The organism is Cellulomonas sp. PhB143, assembly GCF_003752595.1.
Taxonomy (GTDB): domain Bacteria; phylum Actinomycetota; class Actinomycetes; order Actinomycetales; family Cellulomonadaceae; genus Paraoerskovia.
Genome location: NZ_RKIJ01000009.1, coordinates 229,731 through 250,305 on the forward strand (window position 1 = coordinate 229,731; position 20,575 = coordinate 250,305).

Below are 20,575 nucleotides of genomic sequence, written 5' to 3' on the forward strand. Positions count from 1 at the left end.
GCCCGGTGTGCCGGCTGTCGGCGGCCCGGCGTAGCGTCGGTGCATGGACACGCTCCGGGTCACCGGCGCGCAGGTGCGTGCCTGGCGCCACCGCCGTCACGAGCTCGACCGCCCGCCGGGTGCGGCCGCGTCGGCGGAGGACGTCGCGGTCCTGGACGTCGGGGTTCAGGACACCGGGTCGGACGGCGCCGCGTGGGCCCTGGTCTGCCGCGGCGCGAGCACCGACAGCACCGACAGCACCGACAGTCCCCTGGTCCTCGCGTGGACCCTGCGCGGCGCCCCGCACGCGTACCGGCGCGCGGACGCCGCGGAGGTCGCCGTCGCGACGGCCCCGTTCTCGGAGGCGGACGCCGCGAAGCGCGTGATCAGCGCCGCCCCTGCCCTGCGCGCCGCGGGGATCGACGTGCTCGAGGCGCTGCGCACGGTCGCCGGTCTCGAGCGCGAGATCGTCCGCTCCCCCACGGTGAAGGGCGAGCTCTCGTCCCGCCTGAGCGGGCGCCTCGACGCGCCGTACGTCCGGTTCTGCGCGCCGTGCGACGCCACGCACGTGTACGAGATGCCGTTCCGGCTCGCCGCGCTGCAGGCCGGGCTCGAGCTCGAGCCCGGCACGTCGCCCCCCGTGCTGCGCCGCATCCCGGGGCTGCGGCCCCGTCCCTACGCCCGCCTCGGCGACGCGGCCGACCCCCGCCTCGACGTCGTGCGCGGGTACCTGCGGTTCTACGGCCCCGCGTCGGCCAAGGACGTCGCCGAGCACCTGGACGCACCGCTGCGCGACGTGCGTGACCGGCTGCCCCACGACGTCGTGCCCGTCGAGGTCGTCGACGTGGCCTTCCCGAAGGGCCGCCAGGAGCGGTGGGTCCTCGCGCAGGACGCGGACGGGCTCGCGGGCACGTCGCCGGACGCCGTGGCGGGCGGCCGCCGCGGCGGGGCTGCGGACGCGCAGGTCCGGCTCGTCGGCCCCTACGACCCGTACCTGCAGCTGCGCGACCGCGCGGTGCTCACCCAGGACCCCGCGCGGGCGAAGGACCTGTGGCGCACCCTCGGGCGGCCTGGCGCGGTGCTGGCCGGCGGCGACGTCGTCGGCACCTGGCGGGCGCGGAGCGCCGGGAGCGGGGCACGTCGCCGGCTGACCGTCGCCGTCGACCCGTGGTTCCCCCCGGACCGCGCGCTGCGCGGTGCGGTGGCAGAGCAGGCCGAGCGCCTCGCCGCGTTCCGCGGGACCGGGACCGTCGACGTCGAGGTCGGTGGTGCCTGACCGGGCTCAGGGAACGGCGCCGGCCTCGCGCTCGCGCCGCTCGTAGGCGTCGATCCACTCGTCGACCGACAGCCACTGCGCGAAGAGCCACTCCTCGCGCTCGCGCGCCGGCGTCGGCACCTGCGCGCGCGGCACCGTCCGGCCCGCCATCACGATGCGCTTGTCCATCGGCAGCGCCCGCCAGATGTCGCGGGCCGTCACGAGGCTCTCGAGGCCGGTGTGCGCGACGAACACGATCTCCGCCTCGGGCGCGGCGTCGAGGGCGGCCAGCACCCCGCCGAGGTGCGGGGCCATGACGTGCCGCATCGACTCGGCATAGGCGGCGAGGCGGTCGTCCCCGGCGTCGCGCAGCGCCTGGACCCGTCGCGCCTGGCGGCGCGGGGTGACGTTCCCGCCCTCGGGGAAGATGAGCAGGGCGTCGTCGTCGTCCATCCCGACCGCCAGGTCGCCGACGGCGGCGCTGCCGCCGGGCGCGCCGGGGCGGCGCCGGGAGTGGGGCGTGATGAAGCGCGTCGGGATGCGGTTGAGCAGCACGTCGATGGCCGGGTCCCACTGCATGCTGTCCTTGAGGACGATGCGCGGCTCGCGCGCGAACCGGTTGAGGAGCGCGTCGACCAGGACGAACGAGTCCCCCGGGCCGGCGTGCCGGCTGACCACGACGACGGGCCGGCCGGCCAGCGGTGCGAGCGCCTCGGCCCCCTCGACGTCGATCGTCAGGCGCAGGGTCCAGCGCACCTGCCAGAAGAACGCGGTGATCATCCGGCGCGCGAGCGCGTAGTGGGCACGCTGGAACGCGGGCCGGTGGATCGCCCACCCGAACCCGGAGGCCACCCAGAGCGCGAACAGCGCCACCAGGGCCGCGGCGTCCCAGAGCACGTAGAAGCTCGCCATCCACAGCACGCGCGTCAGGCGCAGGCGCCCGGGCAGCGCCCAGCTGACGATGCCGAGCACGAGCAGGGCGAGCATCGCCGTCGTCGGCACGAGCAGCACCGCGAGGAGCACGACCAGGGGGCCCAGCACCAGCCGGCGCACCCAGCGCGGAGGAAGTCGCCGCACGGCCCGCGCCTCAGGCCTCGTCGTGCAGGTAGCCGACCGCCGCGGCGTACGCGACGTCGATGCGCGCCTGCGTCGCGTCGAGGCGCCGGTACGCGCCGCGCTTCTCGTCGCCCGGCGCCGGGCCGCCGCTGGGCAGCACGTGCAGGACGACGCCGTCGGGCAGGTCCGCGCGCTCGCGCGCGAAGCGGTGCCGGCGGGCGACCTCGAAGCTGACGCGCGCGACGTCCACCGGGTTCTCGGGCGCGGTCAGCGGCTCCTCGATCCGCCCGACCTGCAGCACGTAGATCTCGGTGGCCCCGCGGCGCACGGCCTCGCCGAGCGGGATGGAGTTGACCATGCCGCCGTCGATGTAGTGCTCGCCGTCGATCTCGGTCGGCGGGAGCGCGCCGGGCACGGACGCCGACGCGAGCACCGCCTCGACGAGCGGCCCGGAGTCGAACCAGTGCTCGGCCGCCCGCTCGATGCTCGCGGCCGAGACGACCAGGGGCACCTCGAGGTCCTCGAACCGGGTGCCGGCGCCCACGGCACCGGCGATCAGCGCCCGCAGGGACTCCGGGTCGTTGAGGTGGGTGCGCGACGCGGCCAGGCGGCGCACCTGGCGCAGCCACGACTCGCCGTAGATCTTCGCGGCGGTCGGCGACGCCCACGCCTGGGCCAGCCGGCCGATCACCGCGGGCGTCGGGTCCTGGGCGAGCGCAGCCCCGTTGATCGCGCCGATCGACGTGCCGACGACGAGGCCGGGCCGGATCCCGGCCTCGAGGAGCGCGCGCAGCATGCCGATCTGCACGGCGCCGCGCACGCCGCCACCACCGAGGACGAAGGCCGTGGTCATGGCGCCGATGCTCTCACGATCCGCCGGCCCGCTCTCGGGCTCGGGACCCGCTCAGCCCATCACGTGGCCGTAGCGGTGCAGCGTGCGGCTCACCGCCTGCTCGCGCACCATCGTCAGCAGCTCCCGGCGCCCGGAGGCGAGCACCGGCCCGTCGAGCACCGTGACCTCGCCGACCCGCCCGGCCGCCGCGGCCCGCAGCCCCGCCGCGGCGCCCACGACCCGCACCCAGCCCGTGACCCGGCCGTCGGCGACCGCGGCGGCGAAGTCCGCGTCCGGGACCGACCCGGGGCCCTCCGACCGGCTCACCTCGACGGTGACGCCGGCCCGGCGGGCCGCGGCGAGCACCCGCGCGACCTCGACGGGCCGCGCGCCGCGCCCGACGCGCAGCGTGACCGCGTCGAGGGGGCGGTACCGGAAGACGTTCGCCTCGGCGGCCAGCCCCGACGGGTCGTGCTCGACGCCGAGCTCCTGCGCCCAGGCCCGTGCGTCGTCGGCCTCGGCCCGGGCGAGCCACCCCTCGGGCTCCGCCTCCCGGTCGGGGACGCCCGCGGCGTCGGCCCACGAGCCCAGCCCGGCGACGTAGTTGGGGCCGCCCGCCTTGGCGCCGGGACCCACGGACGAGGCCTTCCAGCCGCCGAAGGACTGGCGCTGCACGATCGCCCCCGTGATGTGCCGGTTGACGTAGGCGTTGCCGACCTCCACGCGGTCCAGCCAGCGCTCGACCTCCGCGTCGTCGAGGCTGTGAATCCCGCCCGTGAGCCCGAACGCGACGGCGTTCTGCAGGCCGATCGCCTCGTCGAGGCTCGCCGCCCTCATCAGGCCCAGCACGGGGCCGAACACCTCCGTCGTGTGGAAGGGCGACCCGGGGGCGACGCCCGCCTTGAGCCCCGGCGACCAGAGCCGGCCCTCGGCGTCCAGGCGCGCGGGCCGCACGAGCCACTCCTCCCCCGGCTCGAGCACCGTCAGCGCGCGCAGCAGCTTGCCCGACGCCGGCTCCGTCAGCGGGTTCATCGTCACGCCGAGGTCCGTGGGCGCACCGACCCGCAGGGAACGGACGGCGTCGGTCAGCTGGGTGCGCACGCGCCGGCCCGTGCGGGTCCGCGGGTCGCCGGCAGCGCCGACGAGGATCGCGAGCGACGCGGCCGAGCACTTCTGCCCCGCGTGACCGAACGCCGAGCGGACCAGGTCGGCGACCGCGAGGTCGATGTCCGCGGCGGGGGTCACGACGAGCGCGTTCTTCCCGGAGGTCTCGGCGAACAGGGGCCGCTCGGGCACCCACCCGGCGAACGCCTGCGCCGTCTCGAGCGCGCCGGTGAGGATCACGCGCGACACGCCGTCGTGCGTGACGAGGTGCCTGCCGAGGTCGCCGTCGGGGACCCGCGCGTACTGCACGAGGTCGCGGGCGAGGTCCTCGTCGAAGCCCGCAGCACCGACGCCCGCCGCGTCGAGCAGGCCCGCGCGGATCGCGGCGACCGCGACCTCCAGGCACCGCGGCGTCGGGGGCGCGGGCTTGGCGACGACCGGCGAGCCGGCGGCGAGCGCCGCGAGGATCCCGCCGACGGGGATCGCGACCGGGAAGTTCCAGGGCGGCGTGACCAGGGTGACGCCCGACGGCGAGAAGGTGGCGTCCTCGACCTCCTCGAGCTGCTCCGCGCAGAGCGCGTAGTAGCGCGCGAAGTCGACGGCCTCGCTCACCTCGGGGTCGGCCTCCCCGATCGTCTTTCCCGGCTCGTGCACCATCGCGGTCACCAGGTCGGTGCGCGCCTCCTCGAGGCGGCGGGCCACCGCCCGCAGCGCGGCTGCCCGTGCCGCGGGCGCGACCCGGGACCAGGTCGCGGCGGCCCGGCCGGCGCGGGCGACGACGTCGTCCACCTCGGCCGTGCTCGTGACCTCCGACGCCACCACCGGCCGGTACCCCTCGCCCGCCGCGACGCGGCGGGCCCACGCCCGGTGCTCCGCGACGGCCGGGTCGGTGTCCGCGGCGTTCTCGAAGCCGGCGTCGACGAACGCGGCGTCGATCACCGCGCCCGGCGCGGACCGCGGCCGCCGGCGCGGGGTCACCGCGTCGGCCGGGAAGTCGACGCCGAGCGCCACCGAGGCGCGGAACGCGGCCTCCTGCCGGTCCATGGGGCTCTGCCGGTGCGTCGGGTCCTGCCGGTCCATGGACTCGTGCTGCTCGTCCGCGAACATGGCGTGCAGGAAGTTCTGCTCGGCGGAGTTCTCCTCGAGCCGGCGCACGAGGTAGGAGACCGCGACGTCGAAGTCCTGGTCGGCGACGGCGGGCGTGTACAGGACGACGGTGCCGCCGTCCTTCGCGACCTCGTCGCGCACGGCGCGGGACTCCGCGGGGGCCATGCCCTGCAGCATCTCGACGTCCAGGCCCGCGCTGACGCCGCGCGCCCGCCCGAGCAGCACGGCGAGCGCCACGTGGAAGAGGTTGTGGCTCGCGACGCCGAGGCGCACCACCTCGGAGCGCCCCGGGCGCAGGGCGTGGTCGACGAGCCGGACGTAGTTGGCGTCCACGTCCGCCTTGGTCGGGTAGGGCGCCGGCGTCCAGCCGTGCAGCTCGGCCTCGACGTGCTCCATCGCGAGGTTGGCGCCCTTGACGAGCCGGACCTTGATGGGCGCGCCGCCCGCGGCGACGCGCTCGCGGGCGAACTCGGTGAGACCGTCCAGGGCGCCCAGCGCGTCCGGCAGGTAGGCCTGCAGGACGATCCCGGCCTCGAGGTCGCGCAGCTCGTCGCGGTCCAGGACCGCGCGGAAGACGGCCGTGGTCAGGGCGAGGTCCTTGTACTCCTCCATGTCGAGGTTGACGAACACCCCGTGCTCGCGCGCCGCCCGGTACAGCGGCAGGAGGCGCTCGACGACGCGGTCGCGCGAGCCCTCGAGGTCCCACGGCACGAGCTGGGAGACCACCGAGGAGACCTTCACGGAGACGTAGTCGACGTCGGGGCGCTCCACGAGCGCGATCGTGCGGCGCAGGCGCGCGGTCGCCTCGTCCTCGCCCAGGACCGCCTCGCCGAGCAGGTTCACGTTGAGCCGGTACCGCTGCGCGCGGGTGCGGGCGAGGTGGGCGCCGAGGCCGGGACCGGCGTCGGCGACGAGGTGACCGACGAGCTGGCGCAGGCGCGTGCGCGCGGCGGGCACGACGACCCGGGGCAGCGCGGGGGCGACGAGCGCGCCCGCGCGCAGCAGCAGCCGGTCGACCGGGCCGAGGAACCCCTGCGCGTCGCCCGCCAGGCCGCCGAGGCGGCGCAGCTCGCGGGCGGCGACGTGCACGTCGTGCGGGCGGGCGACGTCGTCGACGAACCGGACGGCGAGCTCCAGGCCGCGCGGGTCGGAGACCAGCGCCCCGAGGCGGCCGGCGGTGGCCTGCTCGGCGGCGTCCTGGTCGGCCTCCGCCGCCGCGATCCAGGTGCGGGCGAGGGCCACGGCGTCGTCGGCCAGCGCGGCAGGGTCGCAGGGGCGGGCGGGACCGACGGGCTCCGCGAGGGGTGCCGACGGGACGGGGGACGATGTGTGCGCCATCACACCACTGTGCTCCGCGCGCGGGCGTGCTGTCTTGTACGAACCGGGGTGGGATGGGCCCCGTGCCCGACAACCCGACCGACCTGCCGCTGAGCCCCGTCATGGTCGCCCTGATGGACGAGCTCGCCCAGACGATGTTCTGCGCCAAGGACCTCGCGGGCCGGTACGTCGCGGTCAACCGGGTCTTCGTCATGCGGACCAGCGCCCGCTCGCGCCGCGACGTCCTCGGGCGGACGGCGGCCGACCTGTTCGTCCCCCAGCTCGCCGAGCGCTACGCCCAGCAGGACGCCGAGGTGCTGCGCACCGGGCGCCCGCTGCGCAACGAGCTCGAGCTGATCCGCCGCCTGGGCGGCACCCCGGGCTGGTTCCTCACCTCGAAGCTCCCGGTGCACGACGACGCGGGTCGCCTGTGCGGGATCGTGTCCGTCTCCCAGGACCTGCACGAGTCGGACGCCGACGACGCGACCATGGACTCGATGGCGCGGCTCGTCGCCGCCGTCGAGGAGCGGCTGACGGAACCTCTCGCGGCCGCCGACCTCGCGGTCCTCGCAGGGTGCAGCGTCGACGTCCTCGACCGGCGCGTGCGGCGCGTCTTCTCCCTCACCCCGCGCCAGCTCGTGCTGCGCGCCCGCGTGGACCGCGCCACGGCGCTGCTGACGGGCGGCGATCTGCCGCTGGCCGACGTCGCGGCCGCGGCGGGGTTCTACGACCAGCCGTCCTTCACCCGGACGTTCGCGCGCCTGACCGGCGAGACGCCGGCGTCGTACCGGCGCCGGGCGCGCGCCCGGTCCCGCTGGGACGCGCGAACACCAGCCGCCGCTGCACCGACCAGCCGACGAGGAAGAGCACCAGGTCGGTGAGCACCTTCGCGGGCAGCACGGGCGCGCCCATCGCCGCGAAGCCGCGCAGGAGCACGTACCCGGCGGCGACCAGGACGACGGCGAGGCACGCGTAGCGCAGCGCCTCGCGCCGGGTGTGGCGGCGGTCGGTCGCGCGGAACACGACCAGCTTGTTCGCCAGGAAGTTCGCCGAGCCGCTCACCACGCGCGCGCCGACGAGGGCGAGCAGCAGCGACCCCGTCCACGACTGCAGCAGGACGAGGAGGGCCAGCTCGAGCGCGAACGACGCCGACCCGGTCGCCGCGAACCGCAGCACCGGCGCCAGCACCCGCAGGGAGTCGACGACGGGGCGGAAGTGCGAGGACGCGTTCTGCTCGAGGTAGACCGTCTCGACCGGCAGCTCGACGACGGCGTGGCCCGCGCCCCGCGCGCGCAGCAGCACCGCGAGCTCGTACTCGAACCGCTCCCCCGGCACGCTGAGCAGCCAGGGGAGCATCGCGAGCGGGTACGCGCGCAGCCCGGTCTGCGTGTCGTGCAGCGGCAGGCCGGTGACGAGCCGGAAGGCGCCGCGCGCGACGGCGTTGCCCAGGCGGCTGCGCAGCGGCACCCGCCCGGTGAACCGCCGGCCGCCGAGCACCATGCCACCCGCCGCCCCGGCGCCCGCCGCGCCGGCCCGCTCCGCGACCCGCAGGACGTCGCGGACCGTGTGCTGGCCGTCGCAGTCGGCGCACACGACGACCTCCTGGGCGTCGCGCCCGGCGCCCTCGAGGAGGTGCCGGAACCCGAGCCGGAGCGCGTGCCCCTTGCCGTGGTTGACGGCCCCGCCGTCGGCCGCGTCGACCACGACCGTCGCCCCCAGGGCCGCGACGTCGTCGAGCACCGGCGCGTACGCGGGCCCGGAGCCGTCGTCGACCACCACGACCCGCGCGCGGGGCGCGGACCGCGCGAGCTCCGCGACCAGGGCGGTCAGGCGCCCGTCCGGCTCGTAGGCGGGGACGAGGACGATCACGACGACGCCCCGGCGGCGGCCCTGCGGGCGTCGGCGACGTAGAGGATGTCCGACGTCCCGCGCTCCTGGCCCCGGCCGAGCGGGTCGTTGACGAGCGCGCCGTCGAAGTACATGGTCGACGAGCCGCCGCCGTCGATGTTGTAGGCGGTCGTGGCGCCGAGCCCCTGCATGATCGTGGCGAGCCCGGTCATCGTGACGCCCGCGCTGTACCCGGGGCTGCGGCCGTCGACCACGACCAGGACCAGGTGGTTCTCGTCCACCACCCCGATCGCGGTGCGCGGCTGGGCGCCCTGGATGGAGTGGTTGCCGACGTTGGTGTCGACCTCGACGTCGTCGATCCCGGCGGGGACCTCGCCGTCCTCGAGGATCGCGGGGCCGAAGGACAGGGTGTTCCAGACGCCGTCGTCCACCAGCGTCTGCGCGTCGGTCGCGGTCTCGTCGTAGACCTCGACGTGGCCGTCGCGGTAGAACGCCAGCCCCTCGCGGGCCCCCTCGTCGCGGAAGACGACACCGTCCCGGATGACGATGCCCGTGTCGCGGAAGCCGTAGTAGTCGCCGTTGATCGCCAGGATCGCGTCGTTGTCCGCCGCGATGTCGGAGGTGTCCTCGACGATGTTGGTGCCGAACTCGTCCTGCGCGAAGGCCGAGCGCAGCGTCGTGGCGTCGTCGAGGACGACGTCGGCGACGTAGTAGGTGACCGTGTCGTCGCCCGAGCCCTCGGTCACCGTGTCGATCGAGATGCTCGTGCCGCCGGACGTGTAGGAGGTGTCCGTGACGGCCGTGTCGTCGTCCCCGGAGGTGGCGGTGTCCCCGGAGGCGGCGGCGCCGGAGGCCCCGGAGGCGGCGGCGACGTACGAGCTCACGTCCCCGATCTCGACGTGGTCCACCACGAACCGGTCGAGCGCCCACGCCGACGTCCCGCCGACGACGAGCGCGAGCGACGCACCCCCGGCGACCCACGCGCGGCGGCGCCGTCGTCGGCGGTGCCGGTGCTGCTGGTCCTCGTGCTGGCTCTGGCGGTGGGTCCGGGTCTGGGTCTCACGGCTGTCGGTCGTCATGCCTCGTGTCTACGGACCGCGCCCACGCGCCCGGTCAGCCCGCGCTGGGTCCCGGCTGTGACCTGCAGAGGCTGTGACCTGCGCAGCCGCCGCGTACGGTGGCCCGATGACGCCTCCCGACGCGCACCCCGTGCCCTCAGCGACACTGCCCGGCGGCGAGATGCCGCTGCTGGGCCTCGGTACCTGGCAGGCCGAGGGCGACGACTGCTACCGCGCCGTCTCGACCGCGCTCGAGGCCGGTTACCGGCACGTCGACACCGCGACGGGCTACGGCAACGAGGAGCAGGTCGGGCGCGCGCTGCGCGAGTCCGGGCTGGCCCGCGACGAGGTCTTCGTGACGACCAAGCTGCCCCCGGAGGCCGAGGGCAAGGAGGCCGAGACGCTCGCGCGCTCGCTCGAGGCGCTCGGCACCGACCACCTCGACCTGTGGCTCGTGCACTGGCCGCCCGGAGGCGTGGCAGCTCCGTGGGTCTGGGCCCGCCTCGTCGAGGCCCGCAACGAGGGGTACGTCCGCTCGGTCGGCGTCAGCAACTACTCGGTCGAGCAGGTGGACGTCCTCTCCGAGCAGGTCGGCGAGACCCCCGCGGTCGACCAGATCCCCTGGAGCCCGGCCGACCACGACCCGAGGCTCGCGCACGAGCTCGCGCGTCGCGGCGTCGTCCTCGAGGGGTACAGCCCGTTCAAGCGCACCGACCTCGACGCGCCGGTGCTGCGCGAGGTCGCCGCGACGCACGGCGTGAGCCCCGCCCAGGTCGTGGTGCGCTGGCACCTGGACCACGGGTACGTCGTCATCCCCAAGTCGGTGACGCCCGGGCGGATCCGCACGAACCTCGACGTCACGGGCTTCGCGCTCGACGACGCCGAGCTCGCCCGGATCGACGCGCTCGGCGGCTGAGGCGCCCGGCCAGTACCGGCCGGCCGGGGTACGTTGATCGCTCAGCGGCGCCGCTGACCCGCGGCGCCCCGACGACCTCGTACCCCGGAGGGCCCGTGTCCACAGAGGCGGCCGCACGGCCGACGCCACCGTCCACCCCCGCACCGTCCACCCCCGACCCGCACCCGGGCACCGACCGCGACCGGCCGTCCCCGCACGGCCCGCTCGGCACGGCGCTCGCCCAGCTGGCCGGCGCGGTGGACATGCTCGGCCTCGACGAGGGCACCCACGAGATGCTGGCGACGCCGCGGCGCGAGGTGCACGTCGCGGTCCCGCTGCGCCGGGACGACGGCACCTCCGTGCTGTTCCGCGGGTACCGCGTGCAGCACAACGTCTCGCGCGGTCCCGGCAAGGGCGGCCTGCGCTACCACCCGAGCGTGGACATCGACGAGGTGCGGGCGCTGGCCATGTGGATGACCTGGAAGTGCGCGGTCGTCGACCTGCCCTACGGCGGCGCCAAGGGCGGGGTGACCATCGACCCGCGCGAGCACTCCGAGCGCGAGCTCGAGCGTGTCACGCGCCGCTACACCAGCGAGATCAAGCCGATCATCGGTCCCGAGCGCGACGTGATGGCCCCCGACATGGGCACCAACGAGCAGACCATGGCCTGGGTCATGGACACCTACTCCGTCAGCGAGGGCTACACCATCCCGGGCGTCGTGACCGGCAAGCCCATCGCGGTCGGGGGCTCGCTGGGCCGCGCGACGGCGACCTCCCGCGGCGTCGTGCACACGGCCAAGGCCGCCCTGAACGAGGCGGGGGTCGACGTCGTCGGCGCGAGCATCGCCATCCAGGGCTTCGGCAAGGTCGGCTCGCACGCCGCGGCGATCTTCGCCGAGGAGGGCGCCCGGGTCGTCGCGGTGAGCGACCAGTACGGCGGCGTCGTGAACCGGGACGGTCTCGACGTCGACGCGCTGTTCACCCACGTCGCCGCGACCGGGACCGTGGTCGGCTTCGAGGAGGCCGACGAGATCAGCAACCACGGGCTCCTGGGGCTGGAGGTCGACGTCCTGGTGCCCGCCGCCGTCGAGGGCGTGCTCGACGAGATCACCGCCCAGCAGGTGCGCGCGCGGTTCGTGGTCGAGGGCGCCAACGGGCCGACGACGGGCGAGGGCGACACGATCCTCGCCAAGAACGGCGTCGTCGTCGTGCCCGACGTGCTCGCGAACGCGGGCGGCGTCGTCGTCTCCTACTTCGAGTGGGTCCAGGCCAACCAGGCGTACTGGTGGACGGAGCCGGAGATCTCCGAGCGGCTCGAGCACCGGATGCACTCCGCCTACGCGGACGTCTCGGCCCTCGCCCGGCGCGAGGACGTCTCGCTGCGCGACGCCGCCCTCGCCATCGGCGTCCAGCGGGTGGCCGAGGCCCACGAGATCCGCGGGCTGTACCCCTGACCCTGCCCCTCCCCCATGCCCCTCCCCCATGCCCCTCCCCGGCGCCGAGCACGGGGTTACCGCCGGATCGAGCGACGCGATCCGGCGGTAACCGCGTGCTCGCAAGGCGGGAACGCCGGGGTCGGCGGGGCGGTCCGGGTGACGCTCCCGACATGATCCGCGAGCACGCCCTGCTGTCCGTCCGCCCCGGCTCGGAGGCCGAGTTCGAGTCCGCCTTCGCGACCGCGCGGCCGCTGATCGAGTCCCGGCCGGGCTTCCTCCGGCTCAGCCTGTCGCGCGGCGTGGAGTCATGGTCGACGTACCTGCTCCTCGTCGAGTGGGACTCCGTCGAGGCACACGAGCAGGGGTTCCGCCGCTCGGCGGAGTTCGCGCGCTGGCGTGAGCTGCTCCACCACTTCTATGAGCCGATGCCGGTGGTCGAACACTTCGCGCCGGTCGCGACCTCGGACTGACGCCACCGCTCCCCCGGCCGAGCCGCCCCCTGCCGAGCACGCCACCTGTATCGTTCCAGGCCACGGGATCGACACCGATGACGTGTTCGGCGCTGGGCCGTGCTGGGCCGGGCCGTCAGTGGCCGCGCACCTCGCGGGGGCGGCCCAGCCACGCGACGAAGGGCGCCACGAGCGCGACCGCCGCGGCGATCGCGGCCGCGACCGCGACGGTCTCGTCGACCAGCGGCCCGCCGAACCGGCCCGCCGAGATCCAGCCGAGGCCCCAGGCCATCGCGAGGCCGATGCTGATCGCGACCACCGGGCGCGGCGCGGCGAACACCGCGTAGGCCACGGACAGCACGGCGCCGGCGGCGACCACGACCACGCCCCACGCGCTCGCGCCCAGGCCGAGCTCCCCGACGTCGGACGCCGTGGGCGCCGCGGCGACGTCCGCGAGCGTCGCGACGCTCACCCAGCCGAGATAGAGGCCCGTGGTCACGTCCGTCACGGCGGCCTCCACGACGCCCGACGCCGGGATGCGGACCAGCCGCACGAGGACCACGGCGAGCACCGCCACCAGCGCGCCGATCACGACGACGCTGGCCCAGAGCCACCCGGCCTGGACCACGCCGATCCATGCGGCGTTGAGCAGCATCGACGCGAGCACCCACCAGGACACGGCCCGCAGCCGTGGGTTCGCGCCCTGCGCGGGCAGCACCTGGTAGACGGCGAAGGCCACGAGGCCGAGGTAGACCACCGACCAGATGCTGAACGCCGGGCCGTCCGGGGCGACGGGCGTCGCGGTCGCGGACAGCGCCCCGTCGGCGGCGTCCTGGATCGCGGTGCCGCCGAAGGCGCCCGAGCCCCACGCCGCGCCGGCGACCGCGAGCAGGGCGCCGACGAGCACGATCCCCTGGCGGACGCGGTCCCGCGTGGTCACGGCAGTCTCGGGCGGCAGGTCGCTGGCCGCGTCCCCGCTGTTCATGGCTGCACTGGTCATGCACCCACTGTGCCAAGTCCCGCGGGCCGCGGCATGCGGGACCGGTCGGGCTGCCGGCATGTCGCCGGTCAGGCCAGAGGCTGGCGGTCCGCCCAGGCGGCCAGGCTCGTGCGCGGCCCCGTGAAGAAGGGGACCTCCTCGCGCACGTGGCGGCGCGCCTCGGTCGCCCGGAGGTCACGCATGAGGTCGACGATGCGGTGCAGCTCGTCCGCCTCGAAGGCGAGGATCCACTCGTAGTCGCCGAGCGCGAACGCCGAGACGGTGTTGGCGCGCACGTCCTTGTAGTCCTTGGCGGCGAGCCCGTGGTCGCGCAGCATCGTGCGGCGCTCCGACTCCGGCAGCAGGTACCAGTCGTAGGAGCGCACGAACGGGTAGACGCACACGTAGTCGCGCGGGGCCTCGCCCGCGAGGAAGGCGGGCACGTGGGCGCGGTTGAACTCCGCCTGCCGGTGCAGCGCCGCCACGGACCACACGGGCTCGAGGCCGCGGCCCAGCGACGAGGCACGCAGCCTCTGGTAGGCACCCTGCACCGCCTCGATCGAGGAGCCGTGGGTCCACAGCAGCAGGTCCGCGTCCGAGCGCAGGCCGCCGACGTCGTACCAGCCGCGCCGCACGAGCTCCGCGTCCGTCGACGCCGGGTCGACGCCGTCCTCCGGGCCGCCGCCGACGGCGCGCTCGGCCGCGGCGACGAGGTCCGCGCGCTCGCCGTCGTCCTCCGGGAGGGTCTCCGAGAGCGAGAACGCCGACCACATCGTGTAGCGGATCGTCGCGTGGATCGAGGTGGTGTCGACGGCCTCGCCCGTGTCGCCGTGGACGTGGTGCTCGCTCATGGGTTCCCTCTCGTCGGTGGTGCGTGGGGCCGGGCGGCGGCGGTCAGGCGGAGACGTCGGCCCCGCACAGCGCGGGGACGTCGCTCGGCTCGCCGTCGCGGCGCAGGCAGCAGCCGGGGGCGCAGACCGAGCGGAACGCCGGCAGGCCGCCGACGGTCGCCTCGTCGACCTCCTCGCCGCGGGCCAGGGCGGCGCGCTCGAGGACGAGGTCGACGAGCCCGCGGACGAACGGCTCGCGGGTGCCGACCGTGCCGGCGCGCACCGCGGTCATGCCGAGCCGCGCCGCGGTCTGGATGGCCTCGGTGTCGAGGTCGTAGGCGACCTCCATGTGGTCGGAGACGAACCCGATCGGCGAGAGGACGACGTCGCGCAGGCCCTCGCCGGCGCGCTCCTCGAGGAGGTCGTTGACGTCGGGCTCGAGCCACGGCTGGCTCGGCGGGCCGGAGCGCGAGCAGTAGGCGAGCTCCCAGCCGACGTCGTGCCCGAGCCGCTCGCCGACCCGCGCGGCGACCAGGGCGGCGAGGTCGAGGTGCTGGGCCGAGTAGCTGGCGCCGGAGACCTTCGAGGCCGCCTCCATGGTGTCCGGGATCGAGTGGGTCACGAAGACCAGGCGCGCCGCCCGGGGGTCGCCGCCCTTCTCGGCGAGGGCCTCGAAGCCCTCGACGACGGCGTCGGTGTTCGCCTCGGCGAAGCCGGGGTGGTTGAAGTAGGAGCGCACCTTGTCGAACCGGACCGTCGTCGAGCCGCCCGGGCCGGTGCGGTCCAGCTTGCCCATCCCGTCCAGCACCACCGCGAGGTCCTCGCGGTACTGGCGGCAGCCCGAGTAGGACGAGTAGGCGCTGGTCACGAGGGCGACGGCGCGCTGGGCGCCGAGGGCCTCCAGCTCGCCGACCGCGTCGGCCGTGTACGGGGCCCAGTTGCGGTTGCCCCAGACCACGGGCAGGTCGATGCCGCGCCGGGCGAGCTCCGCCTCGAGCGCCGCCTTGAGCGCGAGGTTCTGCTCGTTGATCGGGCTCTTGCCCCCGAACCCGTAGTAGTGCTCGCCGACCTCCTCGAGCCGGGCGTCGGGGATGCCCTTGCCTGCGGTCACGTTGCGGAGGAAGGGGACGACGTCGGCCGGCTCGTTCGGGCCGCCGAACGAGTAGAGCAGGAGCGCGTCGTACGGGAGGACGGGTGCTGAGGGAGTCAGGCCGGGCATGGTCCCATCCTCCCCCACCGCGGGTGCGCGCGGGGGCCGGATCCGCCCGGATCCGGGGCTCGCGGGTGTGACGTCGACCCGACGCGCCGTCAGATCCCCCGCCGGGACGCGACGCCCCGCCCTCCGCCGAGATGTCGAATTCCGCCCCGGATTCGTCGAATCCTGGGGCGGAATTCGACATCTCGGCGGACGGGTCCTTCCGGGGGCGGGGGCGTCAGGAGCGGGCGCAGGGGATCCCGTTCAGGGTGAAGGCGTCGGGCACGTCGACGCGAGAACCGTTCGTCGTGCCCACATACCCGAACGTCACGCTGCGACCCGGCGCCACGACCCTGTTCCACCCCAGGTCGGACGCGGTCACGAGCGGCCCGTCCTGGACGGACGCCGCGCCCCACGCACGCCCGGCGCTCTGGCCGGAGCCCAGGTGCCAGCGCAGGTCCCAGCCGTCGACCGGCGTCGTGCCCGTGTTCTTCAACGTGACCGTCGCGACGTAGCCGCCGTGCCAGACGCCGGAGGCCGTGGCGCGCACGGTGCACGTCGACGGCAGCGGCTGCGTGACGCCGAGGTTCCCGCCGTCGTCGATCATCGTGCCCCAGAAGTGGAACCGGTTGCCGTCGTCCATCGTCGGGTTGCCCGAGACCACCACGTTCTTCAGGTGGTGGTTCCCGCCGACGCGGAACGCGAGGCCGTAGGAGCCCGTGTCCGTGATCGTCGTATCGCGGACGGTCAGCTCGTTGACCCACTTCGACCCGCTGACGAGGATCCCCTCGTACGTCGAGTCGAGGATCCGGTTGTCCGACAGCACTACGGGCGTCGTGATGTGCGAGGTGTCGGCGAACACCCAGACCGCCCCGAACGACGTGCTCCAGTTCGGCTCCCAGCCGCCCGTGCGCACCAGGGTGTTGCCGTCCACGACGGTGGTGCCGGAGAACGGCACCGGGTTGAACCGCGTGCTCACCGCGACGCCCGCCGCCGCGGTGAGCGTGTCGCTCACCGCGTTGTCGGTCACCGCGTTCGAGTCGCCGCCGTAGATCGCGAGGCCGTTGCCGAGCAGCGGCACCTGGACCGTGTCGTGGGCGAAGACGCTGCGCGTCACCGCGCCGCCCGCCGACCACATCGCCATCGCGTCGTCCCCGGTGTTGCGCACCACGCTGTGCTCGACGCGGCTGTCGCTCACCGACCCGTGCAGGTGCACACCGTCGGCGTACGTGTCGCGCACGCGCAGGCCCAGGGCGTAGAGCCCGTCGGTACCGGCGTCCGCCCACAGCCCCACCTTGGTGTGCTCGACCCACACGTCCTGGACGAGCGACCCGGCACCGAAGCTGCCCTCGAGGGCCGCGTCGGTGTGCCCGTCGTCGCGGTGGTCCACGTCGCCGTCGATCATCAGGTCGGCGACCGTCACCCCGCTCCCCTGCGCGTAGATCCCGCCCTTGCCGTCGGTGCCCTCGAGGACGGAGTACCAAGGACCCGCACCGCGGACCGTCACCGCGTGGACACGCACGCGCGCGGACAGCGTGAAGCGCCCCTCCGGCACCCAGACGCCGGTCCCGGCCTCCGTCGCCGCGTCGACCGCGGCCTGGACCGCGGCCGTGTCGTCGGTGCCGTCGTCGGGCGTCGCCCCGAAGCCCGTGACGTCGAGGAAACCGTCGGGCGCGGCCAGGGCGCGGGGCACGAGCTCGGTGTCCACCAGGTCCACCGTGTAGTCGAGGTCCGCGGAGGCCTTGTCCTTCTGCAGCCGCAGCGTCGTGCCGGCCGGCAGCGTCGGGAACCGCACGCGCGACTCGTCGAAGTAGCGCTGCGGGCTGCCGCCCGACGGGTCGTTGTCGTACGGGTAGCCGCCGTAGACCCACGAGTGCTCGCTCGAGACGGGGACGTCCGCGACCTTCTTCTTCCCGGCGTACACACCGAGGGAACCGATCTGCCCCGCGCCGTCGGCGGTGTCGGGGATCGACGCGCGCAGCACCAGCGAGCTGGTCGGCTCCGTGAGCCGCCACTCGACGTGGTCGCCCGCGTCGGCGAGCCGCACCGCCTGACGCCCCGACGCCTCGGCCGCGACATCGTGGAACGCGCGGCTCGGCGCGAGGATCTCGCCGTTCGTCAGACCCTGCTCCGCCTCGTGCTCGATGTACGGGACCGTCGCGCCGGTCTCCGCGAACGCCGTGCCCCGCTGCAGCACGACCCGGTCGAGGACGAGCGCACCGTCGTGCGCCGTCCCGGTCGCCCGCAGCTCGACGCTGCCGACGCCCGCGCGCAGGGTGACGGGCACGCCCACCTCGGCCCACCCGCGGGTCGCGGGCAGCGCGAGCCGCCCGAGCGCGGCACCGTCGGCGCCGAGCACGAGCGAGGCGTCGGCTCCGTCGTTGCGGTAGCGGACCGTGGCCGTCTGCGTGCCGGACTTCGTCGCATCCACCGCGACGACGGCGCGGGCGCGCTCCGCGGACAGGTCCACCCCGTCCTCGGTCACGACGGCGCCGTTCGCGTGGAAGGCGTCCTCGGCCTCGTAGGTCTGGCCCTGGCGCGCGTGCGTGGACCGGAGGATGTTCGTGACACCGTCCCACCGCGTGTCCGGCCCGGTGCCCTGCTGGTCGCCGGGGTCGGTCTGCCCGCCGCCCGGCGTCGTGAGGTCGCCCACGGTCGTCAGGGCGACGGCGTCGATGTTGACGTTGCCCGTGTCGTCGTCGTCGAACCGGTAGGTCACCTGCTGCTCGCCCGCGTCGAGGTCCACGACCTCCTGGTGGACGAACCAGAAGCTCCAGCCCGCGCCGACGTCGGACGGCAGCTCGATCTGCCGGTCCTCGCCGCCCGCGACCTGCGAGAGCGTCATCGTCGAGCCCAGGCCGTTCGCGTACCGGACGTTCAGCCCGTACTCGCCGGCGACCGGGACGTCGAGGTCGAAGGTGATCGACGCCGTCCCCGTGTTGTCGATGACGAACCCGTCGACGAACCCGCTGCCCGAGTAGCCGAGGTGGTCCGCGTTGACCCCCGCACCCCCCGCGAGGGCGGCGTCCTCCGCCTCGAGGGCGACGGGCAGCCCCGGGGTGTCGCCGGGCACGGCGGCTGCGGGCACGGCGGCTGCGGGCACGGCGGCTGCGGGCACGGCGGCGCCGCCCGCCCCCAGGGTGAGGGCCGCCGCCAGGCAGGCGGTTCTCCTGATGGTCGGTCGCATGCGGTGATCTCCTTTGATCCGGAACGCGGGGGCGGGTCGGGCGGGACGGGTCAGCCCTTGACCGCGCCGCCCAGCCCCGCGCCGTTGAGGAACAGGCGCTGGAACACGAGGAACAGCACGATGGGCAGCGCGGTCGAGATCGCGAGCGCCGCGAGGAACACGTCGAGCTGGACGTAGTCGGCGAGCGCCGGCAGCCGCACCGACAGCGGCTGCTTCGCGGGGTCGCGGAGCACGAGCAGCGGCCAGAGGAAGTCCTTCCACGCCGCGATGATCGCGAATACGGACACGACCCCGAGGATCGGCTTGGACATCGGCAGCACGATCGACCACGCCACCCGGAACGGCCCGGCCCCGTCGACGCGGGCCGCCTCGAAGATCTCGCGGGGCAGGTTGTCGAAGAACCGCTTGACGAGGACGACGTTGAACGCGCTCGCGCCCGCCGGCAGCCACACGCCCCACCAGCTGTTGATCAGGGACACGTGCAGGAAGGGCACGTCGAGCACCGTGAGGAACAGCGGCACGAGGAGCACGACCGCGGGGATGAACAGCGTCGCGAGCACGAGGACGTTCGCGACCCTCCCCCAGGCCGGCCGCAGCACGGAGAGCACGTAGCCGCCGCTCGCGGCGACGACGATCTGGACGAGCCACGACCCGAGCGCCAGCACCACCGTGTTGAAGAAGTACAGGTCGATGTCGAACCGGGTCCACGCGGTGGAGAGGTTCGCCCAGTCGACCCCGTGCGGGAAGATCGCCATCGGGGTGCGCAGGGTGTCCTGCGTGGGGGTGATCGCCGACTTCGCGAGCCAGAGGATCGGCCCGAGACCGGCGACGACGAGCCCCACGAGCAGGACCAGGTGCGAGGCGCGCATCGGCAGCCTGACCCCGCGGCGGCGCCAGTCGGAGGAGGACACGATCCCCCGGTCGCCCTGCGCGTCCGACGCGCCGGGGGCACGACGACGGCCAGACGGCGGCTGCGCGCCTCGCGAGGCGTCGTCCGCCTCGACGGGCGCGAGCTGCTCCGGCAGACGCGCCTCCGGCTCCCCGGCGACGGCGAGGGGGTCGCGATACCCGGTCACCTGCTCCACCTCTCCGTGGCCCTGAAGTAGACGATCGACAGCACGGCGAGGACGACGGCGAGCATCAGGCTCAGCGCCGTCGCCTTGCCGTAGGCGCCGAACCGGAACGCGTAGTCGTAGATCATCAGCATGATCGTGGTGGTCGAGTTCGCCGGGCCGCCGCCGGTGAACAGGTACGGCTCGAGGAACACCTGGGCGGTGCCGATGATCTGCAGGATGAACGTGATGAACAGGACGCCGCGCAACTGCGGCATCGTCACGTGCCAGACCTTCTTCCACACGCCCGCGCCGTCGACCTCGGCCGCGTCGTACAGCTCGGGGGCGACGCCGGTCAGCGCGGCCAGGTAGATGATGACGGTGCCGCCGGCTGCGGCCCACGTGGCCTCGAGGACGAGGGACGGCATCGCCATCGTCTGGCTCGAGAGCCAGGGGTACGGCCCGAGCCCGACCCACCCGAGGATCGTGTTGAACACCCCGGTCGGCGACCCGCTGTAGAACTGCTTCCACAGCAGCACGGCGACGACCGGCGGCACGACGACGGGCAGGTACGCCAGCGCGGAGAACAGTCCCTTGCCCCGCCGGAGCTCGCTCATCAGCACGGCCGCCACGAGGGGCACGGGGTAGCCGAAGACGAGGGCCAGGACCGCGAAGTACGCGGTGTTGAGGACCGCGGTGCTCAGCAGCGGGTCGTTCCACACGGCGACGAAGTTGTCCCAGCCCACCCAGACCGGGTCGGTGACGAGGTTCGTCGTCTGGAAGCTCATCACGGCCGCGCGGACGATCGGGTACCAGGAGAAGACCCCGAAGACGACGATCAGCGGCAGGCCGATGACGAGCGCGCTGAGCCCGCCCCCGCGCACCCAAGTCATCGGGGTGCGCGGCCGACGGCGCCGCGGCTGCCGGGCGGTCGGGGCGACGGTCGGGACGTCGTCCGCCGGCGGGCTGCCCGGCGGCGGGGAGACGGTGGTCGCG

The 20,575-nt window shown here is 74.8% G+C and carries 15 protein-coding genes and 1 pseudogene; 5 read left to right on the forward strand and 11 right to left on the reverse strand.

The window, feature by feature from the left end:
* Window positions 1-43: 43 nt before the first annotated feature.
* Entirely contained in the window at window positions 44-1,255 is a 1,212-nt protein-coding gene (locus EDF32_RS02485) for a DNA glycosylase AlkZ-like family protein (protein WP_123306943.1), read from the forward strand.
* Window positions 1,256-1,261: 6 nt separating this feature from the next.
* Here the strand turns inward: EDF32_RS02485 and EDF32_RS02490 are convergent, their stop codons facing one another.
* From EDF32_RS02490 to EDF32_RS02500, 3 genes are read right to left on the reverse strand one after another with little or no spacing between them, the layout of a single operon-like run.
* Window positions 1,262-2,311: a 1-acyl-sn-glycerol-3-phosphate acyltransferase gene (locus tag EDF32_RS02490; RefSeq protein ID WP_233565636.1), complete on the reverse strand. Its 1,050-nt coding sequence runs from the start codon at window positions 2,309-2,311 to the stop codon at window positions 1,262-1,264.
* A 10-nt stretch (window positions 2,312-2,321) separates the two neighbouring features.
* Window positions 2,322-3,143, reverse strand: a complete 822-nt coding sequence (locus EDF32_RS02495) for a patatin-like phospholipase family protein (RefSeq protein WP_123306944.1) — start codon at window positions 3,141-3,143, stop codon at window positions 2,322-2,324.
* A 51-nt stretch (window positions 3,144-3,194) separates the two neighbouring features.
* Window positions 3,195-6,671: a bifunctional proline dehydrogenase/L-glutamate gamma-semialdehyde dehydrogenase gene (locus EDF32_RS02500; RefSeq protein WP_123306945.1), complete on the reverse strand. Its 3,477-nt coding sequence runs from the start codon at window positions 6,669-6,671 to the stop codon at window positions 3,195-3,197.
* Between the two features lie 62 nt (window positions 6,672-6,733).
* Between EDF32_RS02500 and EDF32_RS02505 the strand changes: the two genes are divergently transcribed.
* Window positions 6,734-7,531, forward strand: a complete 798-nt coding sequence (locus EDF32_RS02505; RefSeq protein ID WP_233565637.1) for an AraC family transcriptional regulator — start codon at window positions 6,734-6,736, stop codon at window positions 7,529-7,531.
* Between the two features lie 4 nt (window positions 7,532-7,535).
* Here EDF32_RS02505 and EDF32_RS02510 read toward each other — a convergent pair.
* Window positions 7,536-8,519 (reverse strand): annotated as a pseudogene (locus EDF32_RS02510) (GtrA family protein); the annotation flags it as partial.
* Entirely contained in the window at window positions 8,516-9,577 is a 1,062-nt protein-coding gene (locus EDF32_RS02515) for a phosphodiester glycosidase family protein (protein WP_123306947.1), read from the reverse strand. The pseudogene EDF32_RS02510 and the gene EDF32_RS02515, both read right to left, overlap by 4 nt.
* 106 nt (window positions 9,578-9,683) lie before the next feature.
* Here EDF32_RS02515 and EDF32_RS02520 point away from each other — a divergent pair, with 106 nt between their 5' ends.
* The 3 genes from EDF32_RS02520 (at window position 9,684) to EDF32_RS02530 (ending at window position 12,357) form a co-directional block, all read left to right on the forward strand.
* Window positions 9,684-10,472, forward strand: a complete 789-nt coding sequence (locus tag EDF32_RS02520; protein WP_123306948.1) for an aldo/keto reductase — start codon at window positions 9,684-9,686, stop codon at window positions 10,470-10,472.
* Window positions 10,473-10,714: 242 nt separating this feature from the next.
* Window positions 10,715-11,905 carry a Glu/Leu/Phe/Val dehydrogenase gene (locus tag EDF32_RS02525; RefSeq protein ID WP_123307232.1) on the forward strand — a complete coding sequence of 397 codons (1,191 nt, stop codon included), beginning with the start codon at window positions 10,715-10,717 and terminating at the stop codon, window positions 11,903-11,905.
* Window positions 11,906-12,057: 152 nt separating this feature from the next.
* Entirely contained in the window at window positions 12,058-12,357 is a 300-nt protein-coding gene (locus EDF32_RS02530; RefSeq protein WP_123306949.1) for an antibiotic biosynthesis monooxygenase, read from the forward strand.
* 115 nt (window positions 12,358-12,472) lie between these two features.
* Here EDF32_RS02530 and EDF32_RS02535 read toward each other — a convergent pair whose 3' ends face one another.
* The 6 genes from EDF32_RS02535 to EDF32_RS02560 all read right to left on the reverse strand — a co-directional run bounded on the left by EDF32_RS02535 (window position 12,473) and on the right by EDF32_RS02560 (window position 20,472).
* The gene (locus EDF32_RS02535) at window positions 12,473-13,336 is read right to left on the reverse strand and encodes a tryptophan-rich sensory protein (protein ID WP_233565639.1); all 864 of its coding nucleotides are present in this window, start codon (window positions 13,334-13,336) and stop codon (window positions 12,473-12,475) included.
* A gap of 68 nt (window positions 13,337-13,404) precedes the next feature.
* Window positions 13,405-14,166, reverse strand: coding sequence for a hydrogen peroxide-dependent heme synthase (hemQ, locus tag EDF32_RS02540; RefSeq protein WP_123306951.1), 762 nt, complete (start codon window positions 14,164-14,166; stop codon window positions 13,405-13,407).
* Window positions 14,167-14,209: 43 nt separating this feature from the next.
* A complete protein-coding gene (locus EDF32_RS02545) occupies window positions 14,210-15,364 on the reverse strand; it encodes a ferrochelatase (protein ID WP_123306952.1) in 1,155 nt (384 codons plus the stop codon).
* 214 nt (window positions 15,365-15,578) lie between these two features.
* A complete protein-coding gene (locus tag EDF32_RS02550) occupies window positions 15,579-18,527 on the reverse strand; it encodes a cellulose binding domain-containing protein (RefSeq protein ID WP_123306953.1) in 2,949 nt (982 codons plus the stop codon).
* Window positions 18,528-18,577: 50 nt separating this feature from the next.
* Complete coding sequence (locus EDF32_RS02555) at window positions 18,578-19,603, reverse strand: carbohydrate ABC transporter permease (RefSeq protein WP_370449892.1); 1,026 nt, start codon at window positions 19,601-19,603, stop codon at window positions 18,578-18,580.
* Window positions 19,600-20,472 carry a carbohydrate ABC transporter permease gene (locus EDF32_RS02560; RefSeq protein WP_199734809.1) on the reverse strand — a complete coding sequence of 291 codons (873 nt, stop codon included), beginning with the start codon at window positions 20,470-20,472 and terminating at the stop codon, window positions 19,600-19,602. Before EDF32_RS02560 ends, EDF32_RS02555 begins: the two co-directional genes overlap by 4 nt.
* Window positions 20,473-20,575: the final 103 nt, after the last annotated feature.

What these genes read in the sequence shown, in the direction of transcription:
- EDF32_RS02485 (WP_123306943.1), top strand. Translation starts at nt 44, where the DNA reads ATGGACACGCTCCGGGTCACCGGCGCGCAGGTGCGTGCCTGGCGCCAC.
- EDF32_RS02495 (WP_123306944.1), bottom strand. Translation starts at nt 3,143, where the DNA reads ATGACCACGGCCTTCGTCCTCGGTGGTGGCGGCGTGCGCGGCGCCGTG.
- EDF32_RS02500 (WP_123306945.1), bottom strand. Translation starts at nt 6,671, where the DNA reads ATGGCGCACACATCGTCCCCCGTCCCGTCGGCACCCCTCGCGGAGCCC.
- EDF32_RS02515 (WP_123306947.1), bottom strand. Translation starts at nt 9,577, where the DNA reads ATGACGACCGACAGCCGTGAGACCCAGACCCGGACCCACCGCCAGAGC.
- EDF32_RS02520 (WP_123306948.1), top strand. Translation starts at nt 9,684, where the DNA reads ATGACGCCTCCCGACGCGCACCCCGTGCCCTCAGCGACACTGCCCGGC.
- EDF32_RS02525 (WP_123307232.1), top strand. Translation starts at nt 10,715, where the DNA reads ATGCTCGGCCTCGACGAGGGCACCCACGAGATGCTGGCGACGCCGCGG.
- EDF32_RS02530 (WP_123306949.1), top strand. Translation starts at nt 12,058, where the DNA reads ATGATCCGCGAGCACGCCCTGCTGTCCGTCCGCCCCGGCTCGGAGGCC.
- EDF32_RS02535 (WP_233565639.1), bottom strand. Translation starts at nt 13,336, where the DNA reads ATGACCAGTGCAGCCATGAACAGCGGGGACGCGGCCAGCGACCTGCCG.
- hemQ (WP_123306951.1), bottom strand. Translation starts at nt 14,166, where the DNA reads ATGAGCGAGCACCACGTCCACGGCGACACGGGCGAGGCCGTCGACACC.
- EDF32_RS02545 (WP_123306952.1), bottom strand. Translation starts at nt 15,364, where the DNA reads ATGCCCGGCCTGACTCCCTCAGCACCCGTCCTCCCGTACGACGCGCTC.
- EDF32_RS02550 (WP_123306953.1), bottom strand. Translation starts at nt 18,527, where the DNA reads ATGCGACCGACCATCAGGAGAACCGCCTGCCTGGCGGCGGCCCTCACC.
- EDF32_RS02560 (WP_199734809.1), bottom strand. Translation starts at nt 20,472, where the DNA reads ATGACTTGGGTGCGCGGGGGCGGGCTCAGCGCGCTCGTCATCGGCCTG.